Annotated in this window: 28 protein-coding genes; all 28 read right to left on the minus strand. The window is 44.1% G+C overall.

The genetic code is table 11. The features are described 5' to 3' along the window. Positions 1-10 precede the first annotated feature (10 nt). The 28 genes from WFH04_RS04105 to prfA all read right to left on the minus strand — a co-directional run bounded on the left by WFH04_RS04105 (position 11) and on the right by prfA (position 25,707). The gene (locus WFH04_RS04105) at positions 11-850 is read right to left on the minus strand and encodes a flagellar hook-basal body protein (RefSeq protein WP_336822794.1); all 840 of its coding nucleotides are present in this window, start codon (positions 848-850) and stop codon (positions 11-13) included. Positions 851-887: 37 nt separating this feature from the next. Beyond that, positions 888-1,880: a rod shape-determining protein gene (gene mreB, locus WFH04_RS04110; protein ID WP_336822879.1), complete on the minus strand. Its 993-nt coding sequence runs from the start codon at positions 1,878-1,880 to the stop codon at positions 888-890. Positions 1,881-2,246: 366 nt separating this feature from the next. Then, positions 2,247-2,516, minus strand: coding sequence for a sporulation transcriptional regulator SpoIIID (locus WFH04_RS04115; protein WP_336822795.1), 270 nt, complete (start codon positions 2,514-2,516; stop codon positions 2,247-2,249). Positions 2,517-2,683: 167 nt separating this feature from the next. Continuing rightward, on the minus strand, positions 2,684-3,337 hold the full coding sequence (locus WFH04_RS04120) for a peptidoglycan DD-metalloendopeptidase family protein (protein ID WP_336822796.1): 654 nt from the start codon (positions 3,335-3,337) through the stop codon (positions 2,684-2,686). A gap of 10 nt (positions 3,338-3,347) precedes the next feature. After that, on the minus strand, positions 3,348-4,349 hold the full coding sequence (gene spoIID / locus WFH04_RS04125; RefSeq protein ID WP_336822797.1) for a stage II sporulation protein D: 1,002 nt from the start codon (positions 4,347-4,349) through the stop codon (positions 3,348-3,350). 724 nt (positions 4,350-5,073) lie between these two features. Next, the gene (gene murA, locus WFH04_RS04130; RefSeq protein WP_336822798.1) at positions 5,074-6,375 is read right to left on the minus strand and encodes a UDP-N-acetylglucosamine 1-carboxyvinyltransferase; all 1,302 of its coding nucleotides are present in this window, start codon (positions 6,373-6,375) and stop codon (positions 5,074-5,076) included. A 497-nt stretch (positions 6,376-6,872) separates the two neighbouring features. Next, a complete protein-coding gene (locus WFH04_RS04135) occupies positions 6,873-7,100 on the minus strand; it encodes a DUF1146 family protein (protein WP_336822880.1) in 228 nt (75 codons plus the stop codon). Positions 7,101-7,197: 97 nt separating this feature from the next. Continuing rightward, positions 7,198-7,599, minus strand: a complete 402-nt coding sequence (locus WFH04_RS04140; protein ID WP_336822799.1) for a F0F1 ATP synthase subunit epsilon — start codon at positions 7,597-7,599, stop codon at positions 7,198-7,200. A gap of 152 nt (positions 7,600-7,751) precedes the next feature. Next, complete coding sequence (gene atpD / locus WFH04_RS04145) at positions 7,752-9,167, minus strand: F0F1 ATP synthase subunit beta (RefSeq protein ID WP_336822800.1); 1,416 nt, start codon at positions 9,165-9,167, stop codon at positions 7,752-7,754. Between the two features lie 40 nt (positions 9,168-9,207). After that, complete coding sequence (gene atpG / locus WFH04_RS04150) at positions 9,208-10,065, minus strand: ATP synthase F1 subunit gamma (RefSeq protein WP_336822801.1); 858 nt, start codon at positions 10,063-10,065, stop codon at positions 9,208-9,210. A gap of 55 nt (positions 10,066-10,120) precedes the next feature. Continuing rightward, positions 10,121-11,632 carry a F0F1 ATP synthase subunit alpha gene (gene atpA / locus WFH04_RS04155; protein WP_336822802.1) on the minus strand — a complete coding sequence of 504 codons (1,512 nt, stop codon included), beginning with the start codon at positions 11,630-11,632 and terminating at the stop codon, positions 10,121-10,123. Between the two features lie 23 nt (positions 11,633-11,655). After that, the gene (locus WFH04_RS04160; RefSeq protein ID WP_336822803.1) at positions 11,656-12,195 is read right to left on the minus strand and encodes a F0F1 ATP synthase subunit delta; all 540 of its coding nucleotides are present in this window, start codon (positions 12,193-12,195) and stop codon (positions 11,656-11,658) included. Then, a complete protein-coding gene (atpF, locus tag WFH04_RS04165; protein ID WP_336822804.1) occupies positions 12,192-12,743 on the minus strand; it encodes a F0F1 ATP synthase subunit B in 552 nt (183 codons plus the stop codon). Before atpF ends, WFH04_RS04160 begins: the two co-directional genes overlap by 4 nt. Before the next feature lie 163 nt (positions 12,744-12,906). Next, positions 12,907-13,131, minus strand: coding sequence for a F0F1 ATP synthase subunit C (gene atpE / locus WFH04_RS04170; protein ID WP_252501943.1), 225 nt, complete (start codon positions 13,129-13,131; stop codon positions 12,907-12,909). 65 nt (positions 13,132-13,196) lie between these two features. Beyond that, positions 13,197-13,907 (minus strand): F0F1 ATP synthase subunit A, encoded by a 711-nt coding sequence (atpB, locus tag WFH04_RS04175; protein WP_336822805.1) that lies wholly within the window; start codon positions 13,905-13,907, stop codon positions 13,197-13,199. Between the two features lie 34 nt (positions 13,908-13,941). Next, entirely contained in the window at positions 13,942-14,316 is a 375-nt protein-coding gene (locus WFH04_RS04180; RefSeq protein ID WP_336822806.1) for an ATP synthase subunit I, read from the minus strand. Between the two features lie 521 nt (positions 14,317-14,837). After that, positions 14,838-15,956 (minus strand): non-hydrolyzing UDP-N-acetylglucosamine 2-epimerase, encoded by a 1,119-nt coding sequence (wecB, locus tag WFH04_RS04185; protein ID WP_336822807.1) that lies wholly within the window; start codon positions 15,954-15,956, stop codon positions 14,838-14,840. Between the two features lie 16 nt (positions 15,957-15,972). Continuing rightward, positions 15,973-16,602 (minus strand): uracil phosphoribosyltransferase, encoded by a 630-nt coding sequence (upp, locus tag WFH04_RS04190; protein WP_336822808.1) that lies wholly within the window; start codon positions 16,600-16,602, stop codon positions 15,973-15,975. A 654-nt stretch (positions 16,603-17,256) separates the two neighbouring features. Next, entirely contained in the window at positions 17,257-18,510 is a 1,254-nt protein-coding gene (glyA, locus tag WFH04_RS04195; RefSeq protein ID WP_336822809.1) for a serine hydroxymethyltransferase, read from the minus strand. Between the two features lie 104 nt (positions 18,511-18,614). Beyond that, positions 18,615-19,160: a TIGR01440 family protein gene (locus WFH04_RS04200; RefSeq protein WP_336822810.1), complete on the minus strand. Its 546-nt coding sequence runs from the start codon at positions 19,158-19,160 to the stop codon at positions 18,615-18,617. Between the two features lie 7 nt (positions 19,161-19,167). Continuing rightward, positions 19,168-19,614, minus strand: coding sequence for a ribose 5-phosphate isomerase B (gene rpiB, locus WFH04_RS04205; protein ID WP_336822811.1), 447 nt, complete (start codon positions 19,612-19,614; stop codon positions 19,168-19,170). Between the two features lie 100 nt (positions 19,615-19,714). Then, entirely contained in the window at positions 19,715-21,004 is a 1,290-nt protein-coding gene (locus WFH04_RS04210; RefSeq protein ID WP_336822812.1) for a methyl-accepting chemotaxis protein, read from the minus strand. After that, the gene (locus tag WFH04_RS04215) at positions 21,001-21,447 is read right to left on the minus strand and encodes a low molecular weight protein arginine phosphatase (protein WP_336822813.1); all 447 of its coding nucleotides are present in this window, start codon (positions 21,445-21,447) and stop codon (positions 21,001-21,003) included. Before WFH04_RS04215 ends, WFH04_RS04210 begins: the two co-directional genes overlap by 4 nt. Positions 21,448-21,504: 57 nt before the next feature. Further along, positions 21,505-22,011, minus strand: coding sequence for a manganese efflux pump MntP (locus WFH04_RS04220; RefSeq protein WP_336822814.1), 507 nt, complete (start codon positions 22,009-22,011; stop codon positions 21,505-21,507). Positions 22,012-22,075: 64 nt separating this feature from the next. Then, a complete protein-coding gene (locus WFH04_RS04225; RefSeq protein WP_336822815.1) occupies positions 22,076-23,107 on the minus strand; it encodes an L-threonylcarbamoyladenylate synthase in 1,032 nt (343 codons plus the stop codon). 60 nt (positions 23,108-23,167) lie between these two features. Beyond that, entirely contained in the window at positions 23,168-23,740 is a 573-nt protein-coding gene (locus WFH04_RS04230) for a stage II sporulation protein R (RefSeq protein ID WP_336822816.1), read from the minus strand. Positions 23,741-23,783: 43 nt separating this feature from the next. Next, a complete protein-coding gene (gene prmC, locus WFH04_RS04235; RefSeq protein ID WP_336822817.1) occupies positions 23,784-24,638 on the minus strand; it encodes a peptide chain release factor N(5)-glutamine methyltransferase in 855 nt (284 codons plus the stop codon). Continuing rightward, positions 24,631-25,707 carry a peptide chain release factor 1 gene (gene prfA, locus WFH04_RS04240; RefSeq protein ID WP_336822818.1) on the minus strand — a complete coding sequence of 359 codons (1,077 nt, stop codon included), beginning with the start codon at positions 25,705-25,707 and terminating at the stop codon, positions 24,631-24,633. The genes prmC and prfA overlap by 8 nt, the downstream gene beginning before the upstream one ends. Positions 25,708-25,808 lie beyond the last annotated feature (101 nt).

The raw sequence follows: 25,808 nt of genomic DNA on the forward strand, positions 1-25,808 counted from the left end.
CGATTTCACGTTATCCGTTGACCCGTCCGATTTCATTCACCGCTTTTTCCATACTGCGGTCATAGGCTTGCAAAATTTTCTGGTTCGCTTCAAATGCGCGGTATGCAGAGAGCATGTCCGTCATTGCGCGAGCTGAATCGACATTTGAGCCCTCTATATAGCCTTGCTGGAATGAAAAGCTTACACCGTTCGTGACAGCTGCGTTCGGCAGATTGCCATCTTCACTCGCAAAGAGCCCATTGCCCGTTTTTGATAAAGTTTCAGGCTGCGCCGCAAATGCAACACCTAATGTTGCAACAGCTGTACCGCCATCCATAATGACTCCTTCGCTAGTCACTTGGAAATCGTCATTTTGAAGCTGAATTCTTTGCCCATTTGCACTTAAGACATATTGCCCTGTCGGATTTGTTAAATAGCCTTCAGGATTGAGCATGAAATTGCCGTTTTTCGTGTAATATTCATTGCCATTGCCGTTTTCAAGCCTATAAAAGACAGCTCCGGGCAGTCCAGTTTCTTCATTGATCGGCAGTACGCCATCCACGAGCGCAATATCCGTCGTCAAGCCCGTTTCACGCAATTGGCCTTGAGTGAAAAGCGGCAGCGTCTCCTGCATATAAACGCCTGTCGATAGCTCTCCAACAGGGGACAAACCTTTCAAATTCAACCCTTTTTCAGTCGGAATGCGGTTAGCATTCAAACTGGACATGTACATTTCTGGAAATGACCTAATTGTAGATTGATCGGCTTTAAAACCTGGTGTATTTGCATTTGCCAAATTGTTAGCTAACAGCTCAGTTCTTCGCTGTTGGGCAATCATGCCTGAGCCAACTGTATAAAAACCACGGAACATAACTGTCCGCCTCCTTCATATATGAGCCATACCATTATTAGTAACGAGATACTTTATCGATATTTTCCAATAAAATTCCTGTGCCGACTGCAACGCAACTTAGTGGGTTTTCTGATACGAAAACCGGAACTTTCAATTCTTCTGCAAGCAATTGGTCAATTCCATGCAAGAGCGCGCCTCCTCCAGTTAGGAAAATGCCTCGGTCGATAATATCCGCAGATAATTCCGGCGGTGTTTTTTCAAGCACGTTTTTCGATGAGTGCAAAATTAATCCGACTGATTCTTTCAAAGCCTCATTCACTTCAGCAGAACGGATCGTAATTGTTCGCGGCAATCCGGTCACCATATCGCGCCCCCGAATGTCCATCTGTTCATTTTTGGCACCCTCAAATACAGTTCCGATGCTCACTTTGATCGCTTCGGCCGTCCTTTCGCCTATCAGCAGTTTATATTGCTTTTTAATGTATTGTATAATATCATTATCAAACATATCGCCAGCTGCTTTTATGGATTCAGAAGTAACGATGTCTCCCATGGAAAGAACTGCAATGTCAGTCGTTCCGCCACCTATGTCGATCACCATATTGCCGCTTGGCTGGAAAATATCCATTCCTGCACCGATCGCGGCCACTTTCGGCTCTTCTTCCAAGTATACTTTTTTACCTCCGGATTTTTCGGCAGCATCTTGAATCGCTTTTTGCTCTACACTCGTAATATTGGTCGGACAGCAAACTAAAATGCGTGGTTTCGATAAAAAACCTTTGACGTTCAGCTTATTGATAAAATGACGCAGCATCGCTTCGGTCACATCAAAATCCGCGATAACACCATCCTTCATCGGTCTGATGGCGATGATATTTCCCGGTGTTCTTCCTACCATTTTACTTGCTTCTTCACCAACAGCCAACACTTTGTTCGACTGCTTGTCTATTGCAACAACAGCTGGTTCATCCAGCACAATGCCTTTCCCTTTCACATGGATCAATACATTAGCCGTACCTAAGTCGATCCCGATATCTTTTGCAAACATCAATCCCGCTTCCCCTTCCAGCATCTTCAATAAACATACTTATGTCAGTCTATTCTACTAGGTTATATTGTAGCATAACCACGTATTGTTGAACATATGATAATTCCGGAATTTAGCATTTTTTTATTCAAAAAAAGATGGGTTGGATAGATTACATTATGGAATATTTTTACATGTAATTTTATACATTTGTAGTTTTTATCTATTGTATTTCCTAAGACTTTATATTTCCATTATAAAAGACATGGGTATTTTCATTAAACTTTGTGAGGAGTTTTTCGAGGTCCCATTTGCAGACTAGCGAAAAGACAGGGTCCACCCGCTCCCTATTGTCGATAGGTTGGGTCACGTCCCCGTCTGTTTCCGTTACGTATTGCTCGTTTTCTTATTTTCATTCATCCATTTCATACGTGTTGCTTCACCGCCTCTTAAATGTCTGACAGACTTATGATAGGCTAAGATTTTGGCGACTTCTTCAGATAATTCCACATCGACATTCGGTAAACGTTCCGTCAAATCTTTGTGGACCGTGCTTTTTGAGTAGCCCGTAGCTTTCGCCAGCGCCCGTACGGTAAGTCCTGTGTCCAGCAACATTTTGCCGAGGCGCACGCATCGCCTCCGAATTTGCTCGTGCACGCCCTCTTCCTTTCCCTGTCAGCTCCGTTTCTTCATTTATCGTATGCGATGGAGGGCATGATTATGCTTATCGGGGTAAGACTGTGAACTGCATTTAATAGGATCAGGTTTAACTGTCCCGTTCGGATAAAGAAAAAAGCCACTCCGTTTGCCGGAATGGCTTGATTTTAAAAAGCTAATAATGAGCGCGGGTTGATTGGAACACCGTCTTGCAGCACTTGGAAATGTAAGTGTGTACCAGCTTTAGCGTTCCATTCGTTGCTTGTTGCAGTGCCGATCGGGTCCCCTTGAAGGACTTGATCGCCTTCTTTTACTAAAATACCAGTAAGTGAGCCATAGATTGTTGTCATTCCATCAGCGTGTGAGATGGTCACTTCGCTACCTCGGAATTCATCAATAACAACTTCTTCTACTGTTCCGCTCAACGCTGCGACGACTTCAAATGGTTGGCCATCCACCGAAATCGATAAGCCTTTGTTCGTCAAATAGGTTTGATTGAAGACTAATAGTGCGCTCTCACGCATATCTTCATCTGCTTCTGCATCATAGTACTCTTGTAAAATTGCCACATTTTCAAAAAGATCTTCGCTGAAAGGGTATTTGAGTACTTCGGATGATGCATTTGTTTCTACAATCGGCTGCTCATTTGCATCTGTAACGTCGGCAGTTTCGTTCTTATCTTTTTGTACGAAGGCATTGTAGCCCCAAATCATGCCGACAAATACAATAGCAATGCCCGAATAGATAGCAGGCCAGAGCCATCTATTCTTCTTTGGACTCTTATTCTTCTGAGAAGGAGATTTCGGTTTTTCTTCTCGCATTGTCATCACCTCAATTGCTATTGTTTGCAAGTGAGAACGTTTTTAAACATTCAGATTCATTAAGTTGAAACTTTTTTATTTTTGTGCCGGAATAATAGTAGGTTAAGATGTTTTCCGCGTTCCATCCTTTCTGAGCAAACGCTTCTGCTCCGTATTGGCTCATCCCTACACCATGTCCATATCCTTTTGTTGAGATGATGACAATTTTGTTTGTTACATCATATGCAATATCAAAATCCGTTGAAGCAAGACCTAATGCTTCCCGCATTTCCCGACCCGACATTTCAAAGTTTGTGGAAATGACTTTTTGTACCCGTCCTGTCTGGTTCCGAACTAACTTCAAACTTTTGAAATGCTCTGCATTCCAATTTATATTGAGCGCTTCGTTCCATTTTTGGATTGGGAGTTCAATTTGCCGTTCGACAGTCGCTTCCACTATTTCCTCATCAGGGCTCTCAACACTTTGTAAATAAGGGATCGAATTGCCACTGTAGTTCTGTGCAGTCTCAGTCTTGCCATTCGATGTGGAAAAAAACATTGCTGTGATCATTTCTTCTCCATATACGATTGTTTGTCCATTTGTTGCTTCTACGATTTTACGCAATTTGCGTTCGTTGCGCTTATACTCCTTTCCCCATCTTTTTTTGCGCTCCGCCTTCGTTTTATACACTTGAGCGGCCACAGTGGCAGCGATCGGTTTTTTGCCATGATCCGTTGTCTGAAGTGCATACGTGCGAGCAGCAATTGCCTGTGCTTTCAACGCTTCCTCATGGAAAGAAACCGGCATCTCTCCGGCTACAACGCCTAAGACGTATTCTTCAAGCGGGATCGGCTGCTCTTCTCCCTCAACGGTAATGAAGACGGTACATGGTTCCTCTGCCTCTTTTACTGCTTTCTCGTCTACAAAAGTCTTTTTCAATGTAATTGGGATGAAAAAAAGTAGAATGATGAATAAAACGGCTAGTAGTTTGTCCATATTTGAATATATGAATGAAATGATTGATTCATTCATGGAAAATTATCGTCTGTTGTGAGTTTGCGATTGCAGGTAGATTTTGTAGGTGTATGGTTTTGGCTTGATTTGCGGAAGTGGTCCGGTGACCGGGGCTGGTTATGCGTTCGTATGAGAGAGCTTTGTGCGGCGATTAGTGACAGTTATGAGGGCGCGGGAGCGAGTTATGAGCGTATGATGAGCGTTATGCGTTGCGTAAGCTGTTTATGCGCCATTCTACAGCGTTTTGCGTATTCTAAAGCTGTTTATGCGCCTGTGAACAGATTACGCATGCTATGGACAAGATATTTGTGATGTGGGCGAGTTACATTGGCTGTGGATGCTATAACCGTGAGGATCTGCTAATTGGAAAGAGATTGATTTGGCATGGTACATGCTTTTGCCAAATGAATATTTTTCATGTTTTCGTTTTGCGGATTATGTAACGTTGATCTACTTAATACGTATTCAAAAACAAATATGCGTTTATTTCACGGTTTTATACGTTTGCTACGATCCACATGCATCTAGCAATCATTATGTAAACTGCTTTAGTTATGCGTAATCCATAGCAATTAAACGCAGTTCAAAAGTATTGGGCGTTTCTACACAGCGTTTCGCACTATTCTTAGCCCATGGCACGTGAGTCATACGTCTGGGGAGCAACGGTATTTGATTCACAACAAAAAAGACTGTCCGGGCGTGGACAGTCTTGAAGCTTCGGATAAGGTATGTGATGAATACGTTATGCGTGTTGCTTCTCTGTTTGTTTTTTTGTTTCTTCTGTTGAAACGCGTTCAATGTCGGCTCCTAATGCTTTTAGTTTTTTATGGAAGTCGACGTAACCTCTATCTAAGTGGTCGAGTTCGGTTACACGTGTGACGCCTTCTGCAGAAAGACCTGCTAAGATCAGCGCTGCTGCTGCGCGGAGGTCGGTTGCTGCGACTTCTGCGCCTTGCAGTTTGGACGGACCCGAAATGATGACGGAGCGTCCTTCTATCTTAACGTTGGCATTCATGCGGCGGAATTCTTCGACGTGCATGAAACGGTTTTCGAATACTGTTTCGGTTAGTACGCCTGTTCCGGTTGCGGTCAGCATAAGCGCCATCATTTGAGATTGCATGTCTGTCGGGAAACCCGGATGCGGCATCGTTTTTAGGTCAACCGCTTTTAATGGATAGTTCGCCTGGATTCGGATGCCTTCATCCAATTCAATAATGTTGACGCCCATTTCGCCTAATTTTGAAATGAGTGCTGCATTATGTTCAGGTACCGCGTTTTCAATTACAACATCTCCGCCTGTAATCGCAGCTGCTACCATGAATGTACCGGTTTCAATTCGATCCGGGATGATGTGGTGAATCGTACCGTGCAGTTGTTTGACACCTTCAACACGGATTGCATCGGTACCTGCACCGACCACCTTCCCGCCCATTTCGTTAATAAAGTTAGCAAGATCTACAATTTCCGGTTCTTTCGCTGCATTTTCGATGATTGTCGTTCCATCAGCCAATGCGGCAGCTGTCATAATGTTTTCGGTTGCACCGACACTCGGGAAGTCCAGATAAATCTTCGTTCCCTTTAACCCGTTTGGCGCTTTCGCTTCGACATGTCCGTGTCCAAATGTAATTTCGGCACCCATTGCTTCGAAGCCTTTTAAATGCTGGTCGATTGGTCGAGATCCGATTGCACAACCGCCTGGTAATGCGACCCGGGCAAAACCATTCCGAGCCAAAAGCGGCCCCATTACTAAAATGGATGCCCTCATTTTTCGAACATATTCAAACTGAGCTTCGCTTTTTAGCTGCTCAGTAGAATCGATAATCACTTGACCTTTGTTTGCATCATATTCGACTTTGGCGTTTAAGCTTTTTACCACTTCGTTGATCGTCTTGACGTCCGAAAGGTTCGGTACATCACGAATGATGTTCGGCCCTTCAGTTGCAAGAAGCGCGGCAGCTAAAATGGGCAGGACGGCATTTTTAGCCCCTTCCACACGCACACTTCCATGAAGCGCGCGTCCACCGTTTATAATGATTTTGTCCACAAAAAGCCCCTCCGACTCTAAGTTATACTCAATTGTCATTTTATCCATTTGCCATTATTATACGATAGAACGAAACTTCGTGGGACACTGACAGTACCCCTATGCCAGCGATTCCCTCAATTTTTTATTCTCCGTTTTCAACGATTATTTCTGCACTTTTCTTAGTTCCATTGTACAGAAAAATTTACTCATAATGAAAGCGTAAAAACACATACTATTCTACAATGCTCTACATGATTAGACAAGTTACTACAGAGCCATTTTCCCTCTATCTACAAGATAGTCTATAATATGTAGCCCTTTCCCAATTTGTGCTCTCGCTATGTTGAGACATGAAAGACCTCTGTACTATGTAAATTCCTTGAAGATTGGTCACATAATCATTTTTCATGCCATCGCCCCGTGCATGCGCGTATTCATACACGCGGCGATAACATGGAATGAATGATTCCGTCGCAACTACTAATTTTTACCCGTTTTTTTCTACAGCAAACCAGTCAGCTAAAAAAAATTGGAAGCCTTCCTGCCCAATAGGATATGTTTAAAAAGAAATTTGATACAGAAGAACCGATCGCAAAACTCAATAAAATGAAAAGTAATTGCGCCTGGAAAACACGGTGTTTTTTTATGATTTTTTCTGGCATAATCGCTTGTAATGCATAGAAGGATATCCCAATGAAAAAAATATGGGAAAAGATTGCTAACAATGGATTATATAAGAACATATCACTCAAATTGATTACCTCCTACATATCGAATGTATGTACGGATAAAAAGGCGGACAGAAGAAATAGTTCCCTCTGCCCGCCGGTTAGTCACAGTTTATTTCATCTCATAAACTTTGATGCGGTTCATGGCACGTTTTAAATCAAGTTCCACCAATTGCGCCTCAAGTTTATCCGTTTTTGCCCGTAGTGCTTCTTCCGCACGTTTAGCCGCACGCTTAGCGCGTTCGATATCGATATTGGAAGCCATTTCTGCATGTTGTGCCAAAACGGTGACAACATCCGGACGAACTTCGATGAACCCGCCATGGACGGCGACATTTTCAGTCGAACTTCCTTTTTTTAGGCGGAGTGCACCGATCTGAAGGGGTGCAACCATTGCGATATGACCGGGAAGGATCCCGATTTCGCCGGTTTCTGTGGCCGCAATGACCATATCCGCTTCAGTTTCACTAACAGGGCCGTCGGGAGTGACGATATTGACTTTAATGGTCTGCATGATTTTTCCTCCTGGTCCCTTTAATCAATTATGCCTCGGCACTGATAAGTAGGGTCCCTTTGTCCCCTCTTACCATACAACAGAAGTAGGGAAGTTAGCCAAATTATGCCGCGTCCTTTGGCAAAGGCTAACCAATTCGATCCACAATACTGTTAGACCTCTACACCCATGCTTTTCGCTTTTTCAACCACTTCTTCGATGCGTCCGACTAGGCGGAATGCATCTTCTGGAAGGTGATCGTAACGGCCTTCCAAAATTTCCTTGAAGCCTTTAACCGTTTCAGCAACCGGTACGTATGAACCTGGTTGACCTGTAAATTGCTCGGCAACGTGGAAGTTTTGTGATAAGAAGAATTGAATACGACGAGCGCGTCCTACGACTAACTTGTCATCTTCACTTAATTCGTCCATACCAAGGATTGCGATAATATCTTGAAGTTCACGGTAACGCTGCAAAGTTGTTTGTACTTGACGTGCTACGTCATAGTGCTCTTCGCCGACGATTTCAGGGCTAAGTGCGCGTGAAGTAGATGCAAGTGGGTCAACCGCAGGGTAGATACCCATTTCAGATAGTTTACGCTCAAGGTTCGTTGTTGCATCCAAGTGAGCGAATGTCGTAGCTGGTGCCGGGTCAGTGTAGTCATCGGCAGGTACGTAAATCGCTTGGATTGATGTTACAGAACCAACGTTTGTAGATGTGATACGCTCTTGAAGCTGCCCCATCTCAGTAGCAAGTGTCGGTTGGTAACCAACCGCAGACGGCATACGGCCAAGTAGTGCCGATACCTCAGAACCTGCTTGTGTAAAGCGGAAGATATTGTCGATGAACAGAAGTACGTCCGCGCCTTGTTCGTCACGGAAGTATTCCGCCATTGTAAGTCCTGTAAGTGCAACACGCATACGTGCACCAGGAGGCTCGTTCATTTGACCGAATACCATTGCTGTTTTATTGATAACGCCGGAGTCCGTCATTTCGTGGAACAAGTCGTTCCCTTCACGTGTACGTTCTCCAACGCCTGCGAATACGGAAATACCACCGTGTTCTTGAGCGATGTTGTTGATCAATTCTTGAATTAGAACTGTTTTCCCTACACCCGCACCACCGAAGAGGCCGATTTTACCACCTTTAATATATGGTGCAAGCAAGTCAACAACTTTAATACCTGTTTCAAGAATTTCAACTTCTGTTGAAAGACTTTCGAATTTTGGAGCTTCACGGTGAATTGGGTCGCGTCGTTCAGAAGACGGGATCTCCTCACCAAGGTCAATTACATCTCCTAAGACGTTAAATACGCGTCCAAGAGTTACTTCACCAACTGGAACTGAAATCGCTGTGCCTGTGTCTTCAACTTCAGTACCGCGTTTAAGGCCATCAGTAGATGACATCGCAATTGTACGTACTGAGTCGTCTCCAAGGTGGAGCGCAACTTCAAGCGTCAACGTTACAGGTTGTTCGTTCGGACGGTCAATTTGTACCTTCAATGCGTTGTAGATCTCTGGAAGCTGGCCGTTTTCAAATTTAACGTCAACAACCGGACCCATAACTTGAAGGATATGTCCTTTACTCATGCTTTTCCCTCCTGTCTTACTTTTACCGTTCAGTACGTGCTTATTCTAATGCCGCGACTCCGCCGACGATCTCTGTGATCTCTTGCGTAATTGCCGCTTGGCGTGCACGGTTGAATGAAAGAGTTAACGAATCAATCAATTCGGATGCATTATCCGTTGCAGTCTTCATCGCTGTCATACTGGAAGCATGTTCGCTCGCTTTTCCATCAAGCACTGCTCCGTAGATGAGGCTTTCCGCGTATTGCGGAAGAAGCGTTTCAAGAATCGCTTCCGCTGAAGGCTCAAATTCGTACGAAGCCATCGTTGACGCTGATGAAAGGTCTGTGAGCGGAAGCAATTTCTTTTCCGTCACTTCATTGGAGATGGCGGAGATGAAGTGATTGTAGTAAAGATACACTTCATCGTATTCGCCTTCTGTGAACATGCCAACAGCTCGGTTCGCGATTGCTTTTATTTCATCAAATGAAGGATGGTCAGATACGCCCAACAAGCTATCGACAACTTCATAGCCAAGACGGCTGAAAAATTCATATCCTTTGCGTCCGATCGCAATGATCCTCACTTCCTCTTTTGAGGTGTGGCGTTCTTCGATGGCACGGCGTGCAGCACGGAAGATGTTACTGTTGTAACCGCCGACGAGGCCACGGTCGGATGTAACGATAATATAACCTGTCTTTTTCACTGGACGGGAAACGAGCATCGGATGTCCGGAGTCGCTTGTCGCGCTCGCGATTGCACCGACAACTTCCTGTATTTTCTCCATGTATGGAACGAACGCTTTCGCATTTAATTCGGCACGGTTCAATTTGGAAGCAGAAACCATTTGCATCGCTTTCGTAATCTGACTCGTCTTCTTAGTTGATTTAATACGGTTTTCAATATCGCGTAAAGATACCACTGGCAATTCACCACCTTATTGTATAGTAGATCAAAATCCTAAAATTCTGTTCGAATTAAGCTTCAGACGGTACGAAGTTTTTCTTGAACGCGTTGATCGCGTCTTTCATGACATCGTCAGACGGAAGGTCTTTCGTCGTACGGATATGATCGTACACTTCAGTGTGGTTCGACTCTAGCCAGCTTGTAATTTCACTTTCGAAACGCAAGATGTCATGTACAGCTACATCATCAAGTAGGCCGCGAGTCAATGCGTATAGAATTACGACTTGATACTCAACTTTAAGCGGTTTGTTCAAGTCTTGTTTCAACACTTCAACTGTACGTGCACCGCGGTCAAGTTTCGCTTTCGTTGCAGCATCAAGGTCAGAACCGAATTGTGAGAACGCCTCAAGTTCACGGAATGCAGCAAGGTCAAGACGAAGTGTACCAGCAACTTTTTTCATCGCTTTGATTTGCGCGGAACCACCAACACGGGATACGGAAAGACCAGCGTTGATCGCCGGACGAACGCCCGAGAAGAATAGATCCGATTGCAAGAAGATCTGTCCATCAGTGATGGAAATTACGTTCGTTGGAATGTAAGCAGAGATATCCCCAGCTTGTGTTTCAACGAATGGTAGGGCAGTGATTGAACCTGCTCCTAATGTATCGTTCAACTTCGCTGCACGCTCTAATAGACGGGAGTGCAAGTAGAATACGTCACCAGGGTACGCTTCACGACCTGGAGGACGGCGAAGTAGTAAGGAAAGCTCACGGTAAGCAGCAGCTTGTTTCGAAAGGTCATCGTAGACAACAAGTACGTGCTTGCCTTGGAACATGAATTCTTCTGCCATCGTTACACCTGTATATGGTGCAAGATATAGAAGCGGTGCTGGAGATGAAGCCGATGCTGTTACAACGATTGTGTAATCAAGCGCTCCGTGTTTACGAAGTGTTTCAACTACCCCACGCACAGTAGATTCTTTTTGTCCGATTGCTACATAAATACAAATCATATCTTGGTCAGCTTGGTTTAAGATCGTATCGATCGCAACAGTTGTTTTACCTGTTTGACGGTCACCGATGATCAATTCACGCTGTCCACGGCCGATCGGTACAAGTGCATCGATCGCCTTAATGCCTGTTTGCAATGGCTCATGAACAGATTTACGCGCCATAACACCTTGCGCAGGACTTTCAATTGGACGAGTTTTTGTCGTTTCGATTGGACCTAATCCATCAACCGGCATTCCGAGTGAATTCACTACACGTCCAATCAATTGTTCACCGACAGGAACCTCCATAATACGGCCAGTTCGACGTACTTCATCGCCTTCTTTAATGTCAGTGTATGGTCCGAGGATAACGATACCTACGTTGTTCGCTTCCAAGTTTTGCGCCATACCCATGACACCGTTTGAGAACTCAAGAAGTTCTCCAGCCATGACGTTGTCGAGGCCATGAGCAAGAGCGATACCGTCACCGATTCTGATAACCGTACCGACTTCGCTAACTTCCATCTCAGACTGATAGTTTTCAATCTGCTGCTTAATCAGCACGCTGATTTCTTCAGCTTTGATGCTCATGTATGTCACCCCTCAATTTCAGATTATGATCCAATTAAATTACGTTGCAGCTTAGATAGCTTCGCACTCAAGCTGCTGTCGTAAATTTGATTGCCGATTTGAAGGCGTACGCCTCCGATCAAGCTTGGATCGATGATATTTTCAATACGTAATGATTGTTTACCGACTTTATGTGCAAATGTTGTAGAAATCGAGTTCGACTCTACATCTGTCAACGGACGAGTTGAGTAGACCTTCGCGTCCGCGATTCCTGCAGCTTCATTTGCAAGCTCATGGAATTCAGCAAAAACATCTAACACTTCGCTCATGCGCTTAGCATCAAGCAGAACGAATAGGGTATTTAAAATGATTGGGTTTGCTCCACTAAAGATTGCAGCAACCATCTCTTTTTTCTTACCGATCGAGAACCTTGGAGAACTTAAAAGTTGTTCCAATTCTTTATTCTCTTTGAACGCTTTCTTTAATTCTTCTATTTCTTCTTGAACCAAAGCGGTTTGCCCTTTTTGTTGTGAAAGGTTAAACAATGCGGAAGCATAACGTTTTGCGACTACCGATTGTGTCATCGGCCTTCGCCTGCCTTCACAATCGTTTCTTCAATCAATGCGCGGTTATCTTCCTCGGAAACTTCCTTCCCAAGTACTTTAGACGCTGCAAGGATGGAAAGAGATACGAATTCTTCACGTACTGCTGCAACTGCTTTTTCTTTTTCAGTCGCAATTTCAAGCGTAGCTGCTTCTTTCATACGAGATACTTCTGAGCGTGCTGCAGAAATTAGCTCTTCACGCTGTGTTTCACCTTGCTTACGAGCATTTTCCACAATCGCTTGTGCATTGTCACGTGCTTCTTTCAATAATGCGCGTTGTTCTTCCAATAACTTTTGGGATTCTAAACGGCTCTGTTCTGCCGCTTCAATTTCGCTCGAAATCAGCTCGGCACGTTGTTGCATCACTCCCATAAGCGGGCCCCATGCGAACTTTTTCAGAAGAACCATGAGAATCGTGAAGAATAGGACAGTGACGATGATGTCACCTAAGTTAAGGTTTTTATTCAATGCCGCCAAAAATCCGGCGTCAGCATCTGCTGACAAAAGGACGAAGGTATTTCCTAACACGATTGTTTCACTCCCTTCAAGAGCTTGTGTCATTTTCGTAATTGTATAGAAAGAACGTCATTCTTAATTTTCAACTTTAAAACTGCTTTTCAAACGTCATTTGTGACATAAATGAATGGCGAAGGGCAGTCCATCGCGTTCTTCGCCATAAGTTTTAAAACTATTATTGGTTCATTACGATAAACGCGATAACTGTCGCGATGATCGGAAGGGCCTCAACTAACGCTACCCCAATGAACATTGTCGTTTGAAGCATACCGCGTGCTTCTGGTTGACGAGCGATACCTTCAACTGTTTTCGAAACGATCAAACCGTTACCAATACCTGCACCAAGTGCACCTAAGCCAACTGCAAGTGCTGCTGCTAATAGACCTACTGAACCTACCATAGTGTAATATCCTCCTAAAAATTCATGTTTTGTTTTATGCAACCCGTATGAAGGGCAATATATGTTTAATGGTCTGTTTCGACTTTATGTGCCATGTAGACCATCGTTAACATAACGAAAATAAATGCTTGGATCGCTCCGATGAAAATGGAGAACCCTTGCCATGCAAGTGCAGGAACTAATGCACCTACTAAACCGAATGCACTGGAAGCACCTAATCCCGCCAATAGGCCAATCAGGATTTCACCAGCGAAAATGTTACCATAAAGACGCAGACCTAATGTCAACGTGTTTGCGAATTCTTCAATGATTTTCAGCGGTGCCAAGAAAGGCATCGGCTGCAGGTACGTTTTGAAGTACCCTTTCGTGCCTAGCTGCTTCACGCCATAATAGTGCGTTAAAACGACTACCATCGAAGCGAGCGTCAGCGTGATGACTGGATCGGCTGTCGGCGATTTCCACCACAATTCGCCTTTCCATACAACCGCAAGCGGCAGTCCTAACATATTGGCAACGAAGACGAACATGATCAGCGTGATACCTAAGACATGGAAGCGACCACCTGTTTTCCAGTCCATGTTGTTCTTGATGATCCCTTTGACGAAATCCATAACCCACTCCATGAAATTTTGCATGCCCGTCGGTTTTAGCTTCAGATTACGCGTAGAAAAGAATGCAATCAAAAATACGATAAGACATGTAACAAACAGCATGAGTATGTTTGCTGGGTTAAAGGTTAAGATTCCGATTGAGAAATCCGGATTTTCATGGTTCACGTTTCGTTCACCTCCCTTTTGCAATCAATTTAGTTTAGTAGTGCTTTACGTGCACGATAATCCTGTCGACAAGCAACAAGACATACGGAATCATTAGCCCGATTACAGTTCCAATCAGGTTGAATTTCTCCGGCATCGATAAAGCAATTGCCGCCGCAGCGACGCCCGAAGCGAATCGCAATGCGGTTCCTCCGATTGACTTACGCTCTTTCCCTTCCGTTATGCTTTGATCAAATCTTTCCATTCTACGGACAAGTATCCAAAAATTATACAATCCGAACAAAGAACCTAAGATCAACCCTGCAAAAATCGTTTTCCAATCAGTAAATGCCCACCCTAAAACAAACAATGCAGACAAAAAAAAGAGCGCTTTCTTCTGCCTATTAAAAATTTGTCGCAAAGTATGCATGATGGATGATTCTCCTGAAATGTATTTTGCCGGTTTAGCAAGCGGATTGAAAGGGTAAAGTGTGTACAGAGCCGTGTAAGGCTTGTACTAAGATTAAGACTCCAAATGAAGGTCGGAACCTATAATTGTGATTGAATGTCGTCTGCAAATGAATGTATATGCACACATGAACAAGGCATGTGTTTCATTCGGAACGACTTCCAGTGAAAGACTTGATAGAATCATACATATTTTACTGTTTTTTAACAGTTTTAGATGTACATATCCCCTATCATTCTTATCCTTTGTAAGCATACAATAGGGGCATTTTGATGTCAATTGATTCCCGTGAAATTCTTCACAAACTGTTCTCATTGTCAAATAATCGACATAATTGAATTACTTGTTCTGCCTATAAGGGAAATCCCTACTATAATTGAAGTCGGTGTGGAGTATTTTCCACACCGACTTTGTTGTTTGATTCCTATCGTTAAATGAAAGTAACGACTGGTTTATTTACCCGTTGTCGATTGGTTCGTCTATCAGTTATTGCTGGATAAATACTCTTTTAAAGCTTTTACGATCCGTTCTGAAGCATGACCATCACCATATGGGTTTGATGCATGAGCCATTTCATTATAAACCGTCTCATCGGACAACAGCTCGTCTGCCATCGTAAAAATCGTTTCTTCGTCTGTTCCGGCAAGCTTCAGCGTTCCAGCTGCAATTCCTTCCGGACGTTCAGTCGTATCGCGAAGAACAATGACCGGCTTACCTAAAGATGGAGCTTCCTCTTGAATGCCCCCTGAATCCGTCAAAATGATGTGCGAACGAGATGCGAAGTTATGGAAATCAAGCACTTCAAGCGGCTCAATTAAATGGACACGTTCATTTTTCCCTAAGATTTCATCCGCAACTTCCCGAACAGCTGGATTCATATGCACTGGATAAATGACTTGTGTGTCAGGATGCTTTTCCAAAAGCCTAACGATCGCCCGAAACATATTACGCATCGGTTCGCCCAAGTTTTCACGGCGATGTGCCGTCAAAAGAATTAGCCTGTCATCCCCGATTTTATCGAAAATCGGGTGATTGTATTGCTCTCTCACAGTTGTCTGAAGCGCATCAATAGCAGTATTGCCCGTTATGTATATGCGATCTTCAGGCTTTCCTTCATTTAATAGATTCTGAGCTGATTTCTCAGTAGGCGAAAAATGAAGGTCGGCTAATACGCCGGTCAGTTGGCGGTTCATCTCCTCAGGATATGGAGAATACTTGTCCCATGTCCGAAGGCCCGCTTCCACATGCCCTACTGCAATCTTATTATAAAAAGCGGCAAGACTTCCGATAAACGTAGTCGATGTATCTCCATGGACAAGGACGATATCCGGCTTCGCTTCTTTCATGATTCGGTCGAGTCCTTCAAGTCCTTTCGTTGCCACGTCGACAAGTGTTTGACGGTCTTTCATAATATTGAGATCGTAGTCAGGCTGAATCCCGAAAGTCTCTAACACTTGGTCAAGCATTTGGCGATGCTGTGCCGTAACTGTGACGATTGACTCGATCTCTTCATGCTTTTCCAATTCCAAAACAAGCGGGGCCATTTTAATCGCTTCAGGTCTTGTTCCAAAGATGGTCATCACTTTCCATTTTTGTTGCATTCCCATCCCCTCCTTCTTATTTTGTTCCAAATAGACGGTCTCCTGCATCTCCTAATCCAGGAACGATATAGCCTTTTTCATTCAACTTCTCGTCCAAAGCAGCAATGTATACATCTACATCAGGATGCGCTTCCGTAAAAACTTCGACGCCTTCCGGTGCAGCGATGAGGCACATAAAACGGATATTTTTCGCGCCACGCTTTTTCAAAGAATTAACAGCTTCCACAGCTGTTCCACCTGTAGCAAGCATCGGGTCAACAAGTATGAATTCCCTCTCCGACACATCAGACGGCAACTTTACGAAATACTCATGCGGCTGAAGTGTTTCAGGATCACGGAATAAACCAATATGACCTACTTTCGCTGCTGGAATCAATTTCAAAATACCATCCACCATGCCGATGCCAGCACGAAGGATTGGCACGATTCCTAATTTCTTACCAGCCAAAACATTGGATTTTGCAACACGTACAGGCGTCTCAACTTCAACTTCCGTCAATGGAAGATCACGAGTAATTTCATATGCCATCAATGTTGCCACTTCATCTACAAGTTCGCGGAACTCCTTCGTCCCTGTATTCACATCACGGATATGCGTCAATTTATGCTGGATCAGCGGGTGATCGAAAACATGTACTTTTGCCATTAAAATCGCTCCTTTTTAGGAATGTCCTGTACATTATAGCAGATACGCTGCTGTATGGGCATTTGGAATATAAAGAATGAAGTTATCAATGAATAGGGAATACTTCGAGGATTTTTCAGTAGAATACGTGCAAGTCATCTTAGGATTATACGACTTATTAGCGCGCTTCATACAGAAATGCTATACGCATTTCATATCTAAATATGCATGTTTAGAGAATAAATTATGCGTTTTGCATTAATTTGACTGTACTGTTGGAGTTTTACGTTGTAATCCGATGCATTTACGTTTGTGTTGCGGAGGGGTTATTTTGCGTTGCGAGCACTTTACATTGTGTTGCTACATTCCGCGAACCATTTGAAAGTTTACCAATCCTATTTACGATCGCGCCGAATGCCTCTGACAAATAAAAGCTTTTATTTCTTTTTATACGGAATTTAAGACAGCTACCAATTGACCAAGAACGGGTTTATCCCGAGTTATGCTCGTGCGGAGGGATTTATGCGTTTCCATTGACAACTATGCGCAAATCGGGACATTTATGAGTTTTTAAACGAATTTATGCGCGTAGCCCCGTTATTATGCGCTTATTAAAGAATTTATGCGTTTTAGTGGATAAAGTAACCCCGCCTGCAGATGACAGGCGGGGTGGTATTATGCGTAAAGCGGGAATTTGTCAGTCAGTGCTTTTACACGTTCTTTTGCTTCTTCTTTGACAGATTCGTCTTCATGATTTTTGAGAAGTTTCGCGATGATCGCGCCGACCTCTTTCATTTCCTCTTCCTTAAAACCGCGTGTTGTAACAGCTGGTGTCCCGATTCTGATGCCGGAAGTGACGAATGGGCTTTCCGTATCAAATGGAATGGTGTTTTTATTTACAGTGATACCGACTTCGTCTAAAACGTGTTCGGCTACTTTTCCTGTAATGTCGAGTGACTTCAAGTTAACGAGCAGCAAGTGGTTGTCCGTGCCGCCTGAAACGATGTCAACACCTTCAGCCATCAAGCTTTCTGCAAGTGCTTTTGCGTTCTTTTTCACTTGTTGGATATGCGTCTTGAATTCAGGTTTTAACGCTTCTCCAAATGCGACAGCTTTCGCAGCGATAACGTGCATCAACGGTCCGCCTTGGATGCCTGGGAAAATCGTTTTGTCGATTTTACGGCCGAACTCCTCTGCAAATTCCTCGTTTAGCAAAATAAGCCCGCCACGTGGTCCGCGCAATGTTTTATGTGTCGTAGATGTGATGAAGTGCGCATGCGGAACAGGGCTTGGATGTTCGCCAGCAGCGACAAGTCCAGCGATATGCGCCATGTCGACCATCAAATATGCACCCACTTCGTCGGCGATTTCACGGAATTTGGCAAAATCGATTTCTCGCGGATATGCGCTCGCACCAGCGACAATCAATTTCGGCTTATGCTCATGCGCTTTTTGGCGAACGTCTTCATAATCGATACGCTCGTCCTCTTCACTTACACCATAGTCGACAAATTGATAAAGGGTACCTGAGAAGTTAACCGGGCTGCCATGAGTCAAGTGGCCACCGTGGGAAAGATTCATGCCCAAAACAGTGTCTCCCGGCTTGAGCACTGTGAAGTAGACAGCCATATTTGCTTGTGCGCCAGAGTGGGCTTGGACATTCGCATAGGCAGCGCCAAAAATTTCTTTCAAGCGGTCGCGTGCGATATTTTCGACGACATCGACATGTTCGCAGCCGCCATAGTAACGTTTACCTGGATAACCTTCAGCATATTTATTCGTCAAGTAAGAGCCTTGCGCTTCCATGACCGCTTCTGTAACAAAGTTTTCAGAGGCGATCAGCTCAATATTCGAGTTTTGACGGTTTTTTTCCGCCATGATCGCTTCGTATACTGCTGCATCTTCACGTTTCACATTGCTCAAATCCATTTAGCCATTTCCCCTTTAAATAAATATTTTTGTCTAATCGTTCATTAACTGTCCTCTACGTCCTCGCCTACAAAGCGGAAGGATGATGAGGCGAATGAATCCGGTCACACGTACACTGCACGTTCCCCGCCAATTAGTTTCGGACGAGTAGTTGCTGCCGTTACGACTGCGTCTCCGATTTTATCGATGGAAGTACGGATCGGAACCGCTACCGGCTTCAAATGCATACCGATGAGTGTTTGCCCGATATCAATGCCCGCGTTCGCACGCACCGATTCAACAACAACGGAGTCCTTCAAATGTTCGTATGCATAAGTGGACATGGAGCCGCCCGCATTGATAGCAGGAAGGACGGAGACGGGTTCGTAACCGAACTTATCTGCCGCTTCCCGCTCTATAGTGAGCGCTCTGTTAATATGTTCACAACCTTGAAAAGCCAAAAATAGCTTATGCTTTTTCGCAAAGTCGTGCAACGGTTCGAATAAAGCTTCTGCGACTTCAAGAGCACCAGCAGTCCCGATCCGTTGACCAGCGATTTCCGATGTCGAACATCCGACTACAAAAACTGTATGTGGAGTGAACTTCGTTTGCTCAGCCATTTCCGATAGCAATTGTTCAAGTTGGAGCTTCCATAAATTCAAGATTTCCATTGCCAACTCACCTCGATTCTTCTTCGAGTTCCTTCAACTTGGCAATCCGTCGCTCGTGACGGCCACCTTCAAAAGAAGTATCAAGCCATGCAGTGACGATTTCCCTTGCAAGGCCTGGACCGACAACTCGTTCTCCCATCGCCAAAACGTTTGAGTCATTGTGGCCTCTTGTAGCCTTAGCACTAAATACATCATGGACAAGTGCACAACGAATTCCTTTCACCTTATTTGCCGCAATTGACATACCGATGCCAGTGCCGCAAATCAGTATTCCGCGATCGAATTCTCCACTTGCTACACCGTTTGCAACAGGAGTTGCATAATCCGGGTAGTCAACTGAATCGTCCGAGTCGGGTCCGAAATCGACATAGTCAAGACCGATTTCAGATAATAATTGCATAATTTCATGTCGCAGGCGGTTGCCGCCATGATCCGAAGAGATTGCGATTTTCATTACGTCGCCTCTTTTCTTAATTTACTCACAACTAATTCTATCATTGATCGACAAAAAAACACAGCCCTCGAACTCCTATTTCGGGCTGTGAAATGAATACTTATGAACGATCAAATTGGGTAATCACTTTATATAGGTCTTCAGACTGCTTTTTCAATTCGATTGCCAACGCATCTGTCTGTTCGATGGAACGAACTTGCTCATCCGTTGCGGCCCTCACTTCTTGGGCGCCAGCTGATGTTTCTTCAGCAATCGCAGCTACTTCTTGTGACTGTCTTGCTGTCGTTTCAATATTGGATAATTGATTTTCTACGAGGCGTGTAATTTCAACGACCGATTGGGCCATGCCGTTCACTTTTTCCGCGACTGACTCGACATTTTCGCTCGTATCATTTGCACGTTCCGCTTCATCGGCAGCTGTTTTCACTTGCTGTTCGATTTCCTTAACAACTTTTGAAACGTCAGATTGGATCGATTTTACAAGTTCATCGATGCTATGTACTGCTTTCGCACTTTCATCTGCCAATACACGGACTTCTTCCGCCACGACGGCAAAGCCTTTTCCGTGTTCTCCAGCACGCGCCGCTTCAATTGAGGCATTCAATGCTAATAAATTCGTCTGCCCTGCTATGCTGCCGACCAATTGAACGATTTCCCCGATCTTTTGTGCATTATGATCAAGTTCACGGATCGTCAATAACGATTGTTCGCTTTGACTCGACATTTTCCGAATGCCTTCGACAAGATTTCTGAATACGCCAATTGTATGATCCAAAACAGCAAGCATCTCTTTTGATTGCTCGGAAGATAGCTCAGCGCGGTTGCTCACCTCTGCCGCTAACGTACGGACATCTTCCATCGCTTCTGCTGTTTCCTGAATAGCGACTGCGGATGCTTCAGCTCCAGCTGAAATTTCCATAATCGTTGAAGCTACCGCATCTGCTTGTGAAGCAGCCAAGCTTGTCTCACCGGACAACGCGTCTACTGTTTTTGCTGTACGTTCAAAGTTTGTTTCGATTTCATCGACGATCGTACGTAAATTATGAACTAAGTTTTGGAATGCTTCCGAGACGGATCGAATTTCATCGTTAGATTTTGGCAATTCAATTTCCGTCCCTAACTTCCCAGCTGCTACTGAAATCGCAGCTTTCTCCAAATTTTGCAATGACTTCGTTAAAAATGACCCGAAAAGGGCCGCCAAAATACCTGACCAGATGATGCCCAAAGAATATGTAATGATGCCAAACAAGACTGGATTGACGCCCGAAAAGAATTGTGGGCCAATAAAATTAATGAACACAGCACTTGTCACATACGTTATGAGCGCCAAGATTGTAACGAATAGAATAAGCTTTTTCTTCAGTCCGTTCTTTTTTCTTCCATCGTTCATGTTCCATCCTCCATCAGTTTCTTTTTTAGCAGGTCGATCAATGTCTGCAATTCTTTAAAGGTGTGGCGGTATGTTGACAAGTCCCCTCCGTAAGGATCATGGACATCCCCTTCTTCATTTGGCAATGAAAATTCTTTTAACGTATACGTTTTGCCTGCAGCTTCGGGAAATGCATGTAACAACGTCCTTTTATGCGATTCCGTCATCGTCAAAATGAGATCTGCCCATGAAAGCTCCTCTGCTGTCACCGACCTTGACACCGACGTATAGGGCATGTCCGATTCTTCGATAAGCGTTTTTGCATTATCCGAAATTGGCTCACCATCCGTCGCATAAATACCAGCAGAGCGAACATGGATGCCTTCCAATTTTTGGGACCGTAATATTGCTTCTGCCATTGGACTTCTGCATGTATTTCCTGTGCAAATAAAATAAATTTTCATTCCATATCACCTACTTAATAGAATACACGAAAACTATGAGAAAAGAAACAGATAATATTAACGAAAACATGACATTACTCCCATAACAACAAGAGCAATACCGGATAATCTCCGTAAATGCTTTCCTCTTTTCATACCAACACCACCGCTAATATAAAGCGCACCGCAAGCAAAAATGAAAGAGAGAATGCCCGAAGAAAGGATAAACAATATTTTGTTCAGCTGCAGCATGCCGAAAGAGACGCTTACTGAAAATGTATCGACACTGACAGCCATCGCCAATAGAAACGGATGAATATTGCGGATGAGCTCCTTATTGCCATCTTCCGTTTGAAGCACCATATGCAGTCCGATGCAAGCTAGTAACACCCCGGATAATGTATGGCTCCATGCGCTGAAAATTTCCGCTGAAAAGGCGCCCATTAGAAAACCCGCAAACGGGAATACCATGTTCAAAAAAGCTGTCCAGATCGACAGCATCAGTCTCCCCGAATTAATTTGCATAAGAGAATATAAAATGACTACATCGATTGTTGTTAAACTTGCCGCTATGAGTTCTACCAAATGAAAGACCTCCCAATATACCGCATCGATTCATCCTATGCGAAGGGTTGGAAGGTCATTCATTTTACCTTTGGCTATAACGTTTGCCGTTTGCGGCTTTCGTCAATCGGTTCATAATCGCTTCGCCGACTCCACTAGCCTCTGTTTCTGCGGCAAGGATCACATCCGCCTCTGTCTCATCACATTGTCGGATTGCCCGATACAAATTTGCTGCGATGGCATCATAATCATGAAGGCTACCGACAGAAAAATACCAGTCCGCTTCTTCGATTGAAAATTCTTCGGGACCGATAACCGCAATACGCTTCCCTTCTTTATGGAGGTTTTGCACTGCCGTTTGAATGGCAGTTTCACTCGCTTCAATCATGAACAAAGGTGCGTTTGGTGCATAGTGCATATATTTCATGCCTGGCGCTCGCGGCGCTTTGTCTTTTTCTGTCTTTCCTTCCGATTGGACAGGACCAATCACTTTTTCAATCATCTCTTTCGTCAATCCGCCTGGACGCAATATAGCAGGTGGTTCTGTCGTCATATCCAAGACAGTCGACTCGACGCCTACCCCTGTCTGTCCTCCGTCCACAATCATCGGTATCCGGCCGTTCAAATCTGCGTACACATGCTCCGCTTCTGTCGGGCTCGGCTTCCCGCTTCGGTTGGCGCTCGGAGCTGCAAGCGGGCCATCTAACATGTTCAACAATTGCAACGCAACGGGGTGATCGGGCATCCGGATGCCTACCGTTTCAAAACCCGGCGTCGCATTTTCCGCAATGATACCTGGCCGTTTATGGAAAACCATCGTCAAAGGCCCAGGCCAAAACTGGTCCATCAGTTTTTGAGCAGCTACAGGAATGTCGACTGCGTATTTATTCGCATCTTCTTTCTTCCCTATATGTATGATGAGTGGATTATCGGATGGGCGCCCTTTTGCATCGTAGATTTTTTGAACGGCTTCTCGCTTTGTCGCAAGTGCACCTAATCCATATACAGTCTCGGTCGGAAAGGCGACGACTTCTCCACTTTTTAAAATATCCACAGCTTGTTGATAGTTTCGAACATTATCCACTTCGCTGTCCACAGATACGATTTTTGTTTCCAATGTGCAACCCTCCTTTTATTCACACTTTAAAGCACTTATCCACAAAACTTGTGAATAACTTTAGTCGAACAATGATTTTATCCACTCCCAAATGAAGAAAGTGACTTTTTCTTGCTCTTGCTCTTCATTGTTATCCACTTCTTTGTCAGGAAAACAGACTCTCGGAAATAATCCACACCACCAATTATCCCCCCGGCCGCTGCCGATTGTTAAAACATATGCATCATACGCAGCTTGCGGAGTAACGAACATACCGGACCTCTTCGGCGGGAACAAAGCGGCTTTCCGTTCGAATGAAATCTCTTTACCTTCTGCTTTTGACACTGCAATATCGTAAATGACCGACTCAATCGCTTGTAAATTGGCGGCTATTTCCGCTGTCGTTTCTGCTTGTCCGATCGCTTTGTAAATAAGCGGCTCGATTTCTTGTTGGATCGAATGTTTGATTTTTTGATCGGCCGGTGAGTTGGAATGCGCTAAAATACGAAACCTAATTTCTTCCGGCTGTTCCTCCGGTCCCATGAACAGCAATAGCGCTGATTGGATGACGAATAAAACTAAAATAAATTCTACTACGGCAACAATTCTATTTGTCCAATTCGGTTGTTTTTGAATTTCATAGTCTTGCAACATGTCAATCCCTCCCTGACCCCATTGTTGACAGGGTCAAAGAGTTTTATTCATGAATCTCGCAAAATATCATTCGATCTTTACCATTTATATCTTGTATAATTTCAACTTGCGCTTCCGGAAACGCTTTTTGGAACAACTCCCGGACTGCGGTACCTTGCTGATAGCCAATTTCCAAGCCGATTAAAGAAGGTGTCTTCATAACCCGTGGAAGCTCCTTCGCAAGCTTTTTATAAAAATACAGCCCGTCCTCTTCAGCAAACAATGCATGCTTCGGCTCAAAATCCACTACCGTCTTCGACATGGCAGCCGATTCCTCCGGCGCAATGTATGGTGGATTCGAAAGGACGACATCCCATTTCTGCTGTTTAATCGGTTCAGTTAAATTACCTTGATAAAATGTAATGTCAGCTTCATTCTTTTTTGCGTTACGCTCAGCGACTTTTAACGCCTCTTCGCTTATATCCGTAGCCGCGACAGTCGCTTCTGGCCACTCTTTTTTGAATGAGATCGCAATTGCTCCACTGCCTGTTCCGATGTCCGCCATGTGGATATCTTTTGTTTCGAACAGCTTCATGCTGATTTTGAGTGCATTTTCAACGAGTTCTTCGGTTTCAGGCCTTGGAATAAGAACATTGCCGTTCACTTCGAATTGTCTGCCATAAAACATTTCATAGCCGATAATATGTTGTATCGGCTTTCCTGTGAGCAATTCCTCGGTATGTTTCCAAAAAGCGGTTTGCTGCGTTTTTGTCAAGTAATCACGCATGTCAGCCAGTAAGGAAGCGCCGCTTTTATTCGTGACAAATTCCATTAGGAGCTGTGCTGCGTTTTCATCAAGATCTTTGGAGGATAGTAGCGATGATGCTTTTTTGATCGCTTCATAAATGCGTTCAGTCATGCTTTTCCAAGCTTTCCAGGCGTCTTGCCTGATCTTCTACAATGAGCGCGTCAATCACTTCATCCATTTTCCCTTCAATAATTTGATCTAACTTTTGGATCGTTAAACCAATACGATGATCGGTCACCCGGTTTTGGGGGAAATTATACGTTCGGATGCGTTCAGAACGATCGCCTGTCCCGACTGCCGATTTACGCTTTTCATCGTATTCAGCTTGCGCTTCCTGCATGAATTTATCGTAAATACGGGCACGCAATACTTTCATCGCTTTTTCTTTATTTTTAATTTGCGATTTTTCGTCCTGACATGATACGGTAATGCCGGTCGGAAGATGCGTTAAGCGGACTGCAGACATCGTTGTGTTAACGGATTGCCCGCCAGGTCCTGACGAAGCGAATGTGTCCACACGGATGTCTTTGTCATGAATTTCGATTTCTACTTCTTCAGCTTCCGGCAACACTGCCACAGTCGCAGTCGATGTATGGATTCGGCCGCCTGATTCAGTTTCTGGTACCCGTTGCACTCGATGTGCGCCATTTTCGTACTTTAATTTGGAATAGGCGCCATTTCCGTTAATCATAAAGACGATTTCTTTAAAGCCACCCAATTCTGTCGGTGAAGCATCCATCACTTCCACTTTCCAATGATTCATTTCAGCAAAGCGGCTATACATCCGATAAAGATTGCCTGCAAATAAAGCTGCTTCATCTCCACCTGCTGCACCGCGGATTTCCATAATGACGTTTTTATCGTCATTCGGATCTTTTGGCACTAAGAGCAGTTTCAAACGTCCTTCCAACGATTCAATCTGCTCGCTCAGTTCCGCGATTTCCATTTTCACTAAGTCTTTCATTTCATCATCCAATGGCTCTTCCAACATTTGCTTTGCACTATCAAATTGCTTAGTTGCTTCTTTATAAGCACGGTACGTATCAACTGTTTCCTGCAAATCGGATTGCTCTTTTGAATACGTTCTCAATTTTTCCATATCACTTACAATATCAGGATCACTGAGCAATTCATTGAGTCGCTCATAGCGATCTTCCACGGCTTGAAGCCTTTCAAACATAGTTTTGCACACCTCTATTTACGTCGATTTTGTACATTTATTGTACGGGAATAGGCGGATGAAATACAGTAATTTCTTTTAGATTAGAGTGGTAATGAAGA

It is taken from the genome of Sporosarcina sp. USHLN248, assembly GCF_037144575.1.
Taxonomy (GTDB): Bacteria; Bacillota; Bacilli; order Bacillales_A; family Planococcaceae; genus Sporosarcina; species Sporosarcina contaminans.

Coding starts and splice junctions, on each gene's coding strand:
- WFH04_RS04105 (WP_336822794.1), bottom strand. CDS start 850: ATGTTCCGTGGTTTTTATACAGTTGGCTCAGGCATGATTGCCCAACAG.
- mreB (WP_336822879.1), bottom strand. CDS start 1,880: ATGTTTGCAAAAGATATCGGGATCGACTTAGGTACGGCTAATGTATTG.
- WFH04_RS04120 (WP_336822796.1), bottom strand. CDS start 3,337: ATGCGAGAAGAAAAACCGAAATCTCCTTCTCAGAAGAATAAGAGTCCA.
- spoIID (WP_336822797.1), bottom strand. CDS start 4,349: ATGAATGAATCAATCATTTCATTCATATATTCAAATATGGACAAACTA.
- WFH04_RS04135 (WP_336822880.1), bottom strand. CDS start 7,100: ATGTTCTTATATAATCCATTGTTAGCAATCTTTTCCCATATTTTTTTC.
- WFH04_RS04140 (WP_336822799.1), bottom strand. CDS start 7,599: ATGCAGACCATTAAAGTCAATATCGTCACTCCCGACGGCCCTGTTAGT.
- atpD (WP_336822800.1), bottom strand. CDS start 9,167: ATGAGTAAAGGACATATCCTTCAAGTTATGGGTCCGGTTGTTGACGTT.
- atpA (WP_336822802.1), bottom strand. CDS start 11,632: ATGAGCATCAAAGCTGAAGAAATCAGCGTGCTGATTAAGCAGCAGATT.
- WFH04_RS04160 (WP_336822803.1), bottom strand. CDS start 12,195: ATGACACAATCGGTAGTCGCAAAACGTTATGCTTCCGCATTGTTTAAC.
- atpE (WP_252501943.1), bottom strand. CDS start 13,131: ATGGTAGGTTCAGTAGGTCTATTAGCAGCAGCACTTGCAGTTGGCTTA.
- WFH04_RS04180 (WP_336822806.1), bottom strand. CDS start 14,316: ATGCATACTTTGCGACAAATTTTTAATAGGCAGAAGAAAGCGCTCTTT.
- wecB (WP_336822807.1), bottom strand. CDS start 15,956: ATGCAACAAAAATGGAAAGTGATGACCATCTTTGGAACAAGACCTGAA.
- upp (WP_336822808.1), bottom strand. CDS start 16,602: ATGGCAAAAGTACATGTTTTCGATCACCCGCTGATCCAGCATAAATTG.
- glyA (WP_336822809.1), bottom strand. CDS start 18,510: ATGGATTTGAGCAATGTGAAACGTGAAGATGCAGCAGTATACGAAGCG.
- WFH04_RS04200 (WP_336822810.1), bottom strand. CDS start 19,160: ATGGAAATCTTGAATTTATGGAAGCTCCAACTTGAACAATTGCTATCG.
- rpiB (WP_336822811.1), bottom strand. CDS start 19,614: ATGAAAATCGCAATCTCTTCGGATCATGGCGGCAACCGCCTGCGACAT.
- WFH04_RS04210 (WP_336822812.1), bottom strand. CDS start 21,004: ATGAACGATGGAAGAAAAAAGAACGGACTGAAGAAAAAGCTTATTCTA.
- WFH04_RS04215 (WP_336822813.1), bottom strand. CDS start 21,447: ATGAAAATTTATTTTATTTGCACAGGAAATACATGCAGAAGTCCAATG.
- WFH04_RS04230 (WP_336822816.1), bottom strand. CDS start 23,740: ATGTTGCAAGACTATGAAATTCAAAAACAACCGAATTGGACAAATAGA.
- prmC (WP_336822817.1), bottom strand. CDS start 24,638: ATGACTGAACGCATTTATGAAGCGATCAAAAAAGCATCATCGCTACTA.
- prfA (WP_336822818.1), bottom strand. CDS start 25,707: ATGTTTGAAAGGCTTCAAGCCGTGGAAGATCGCTATGAGCGACTCAAT.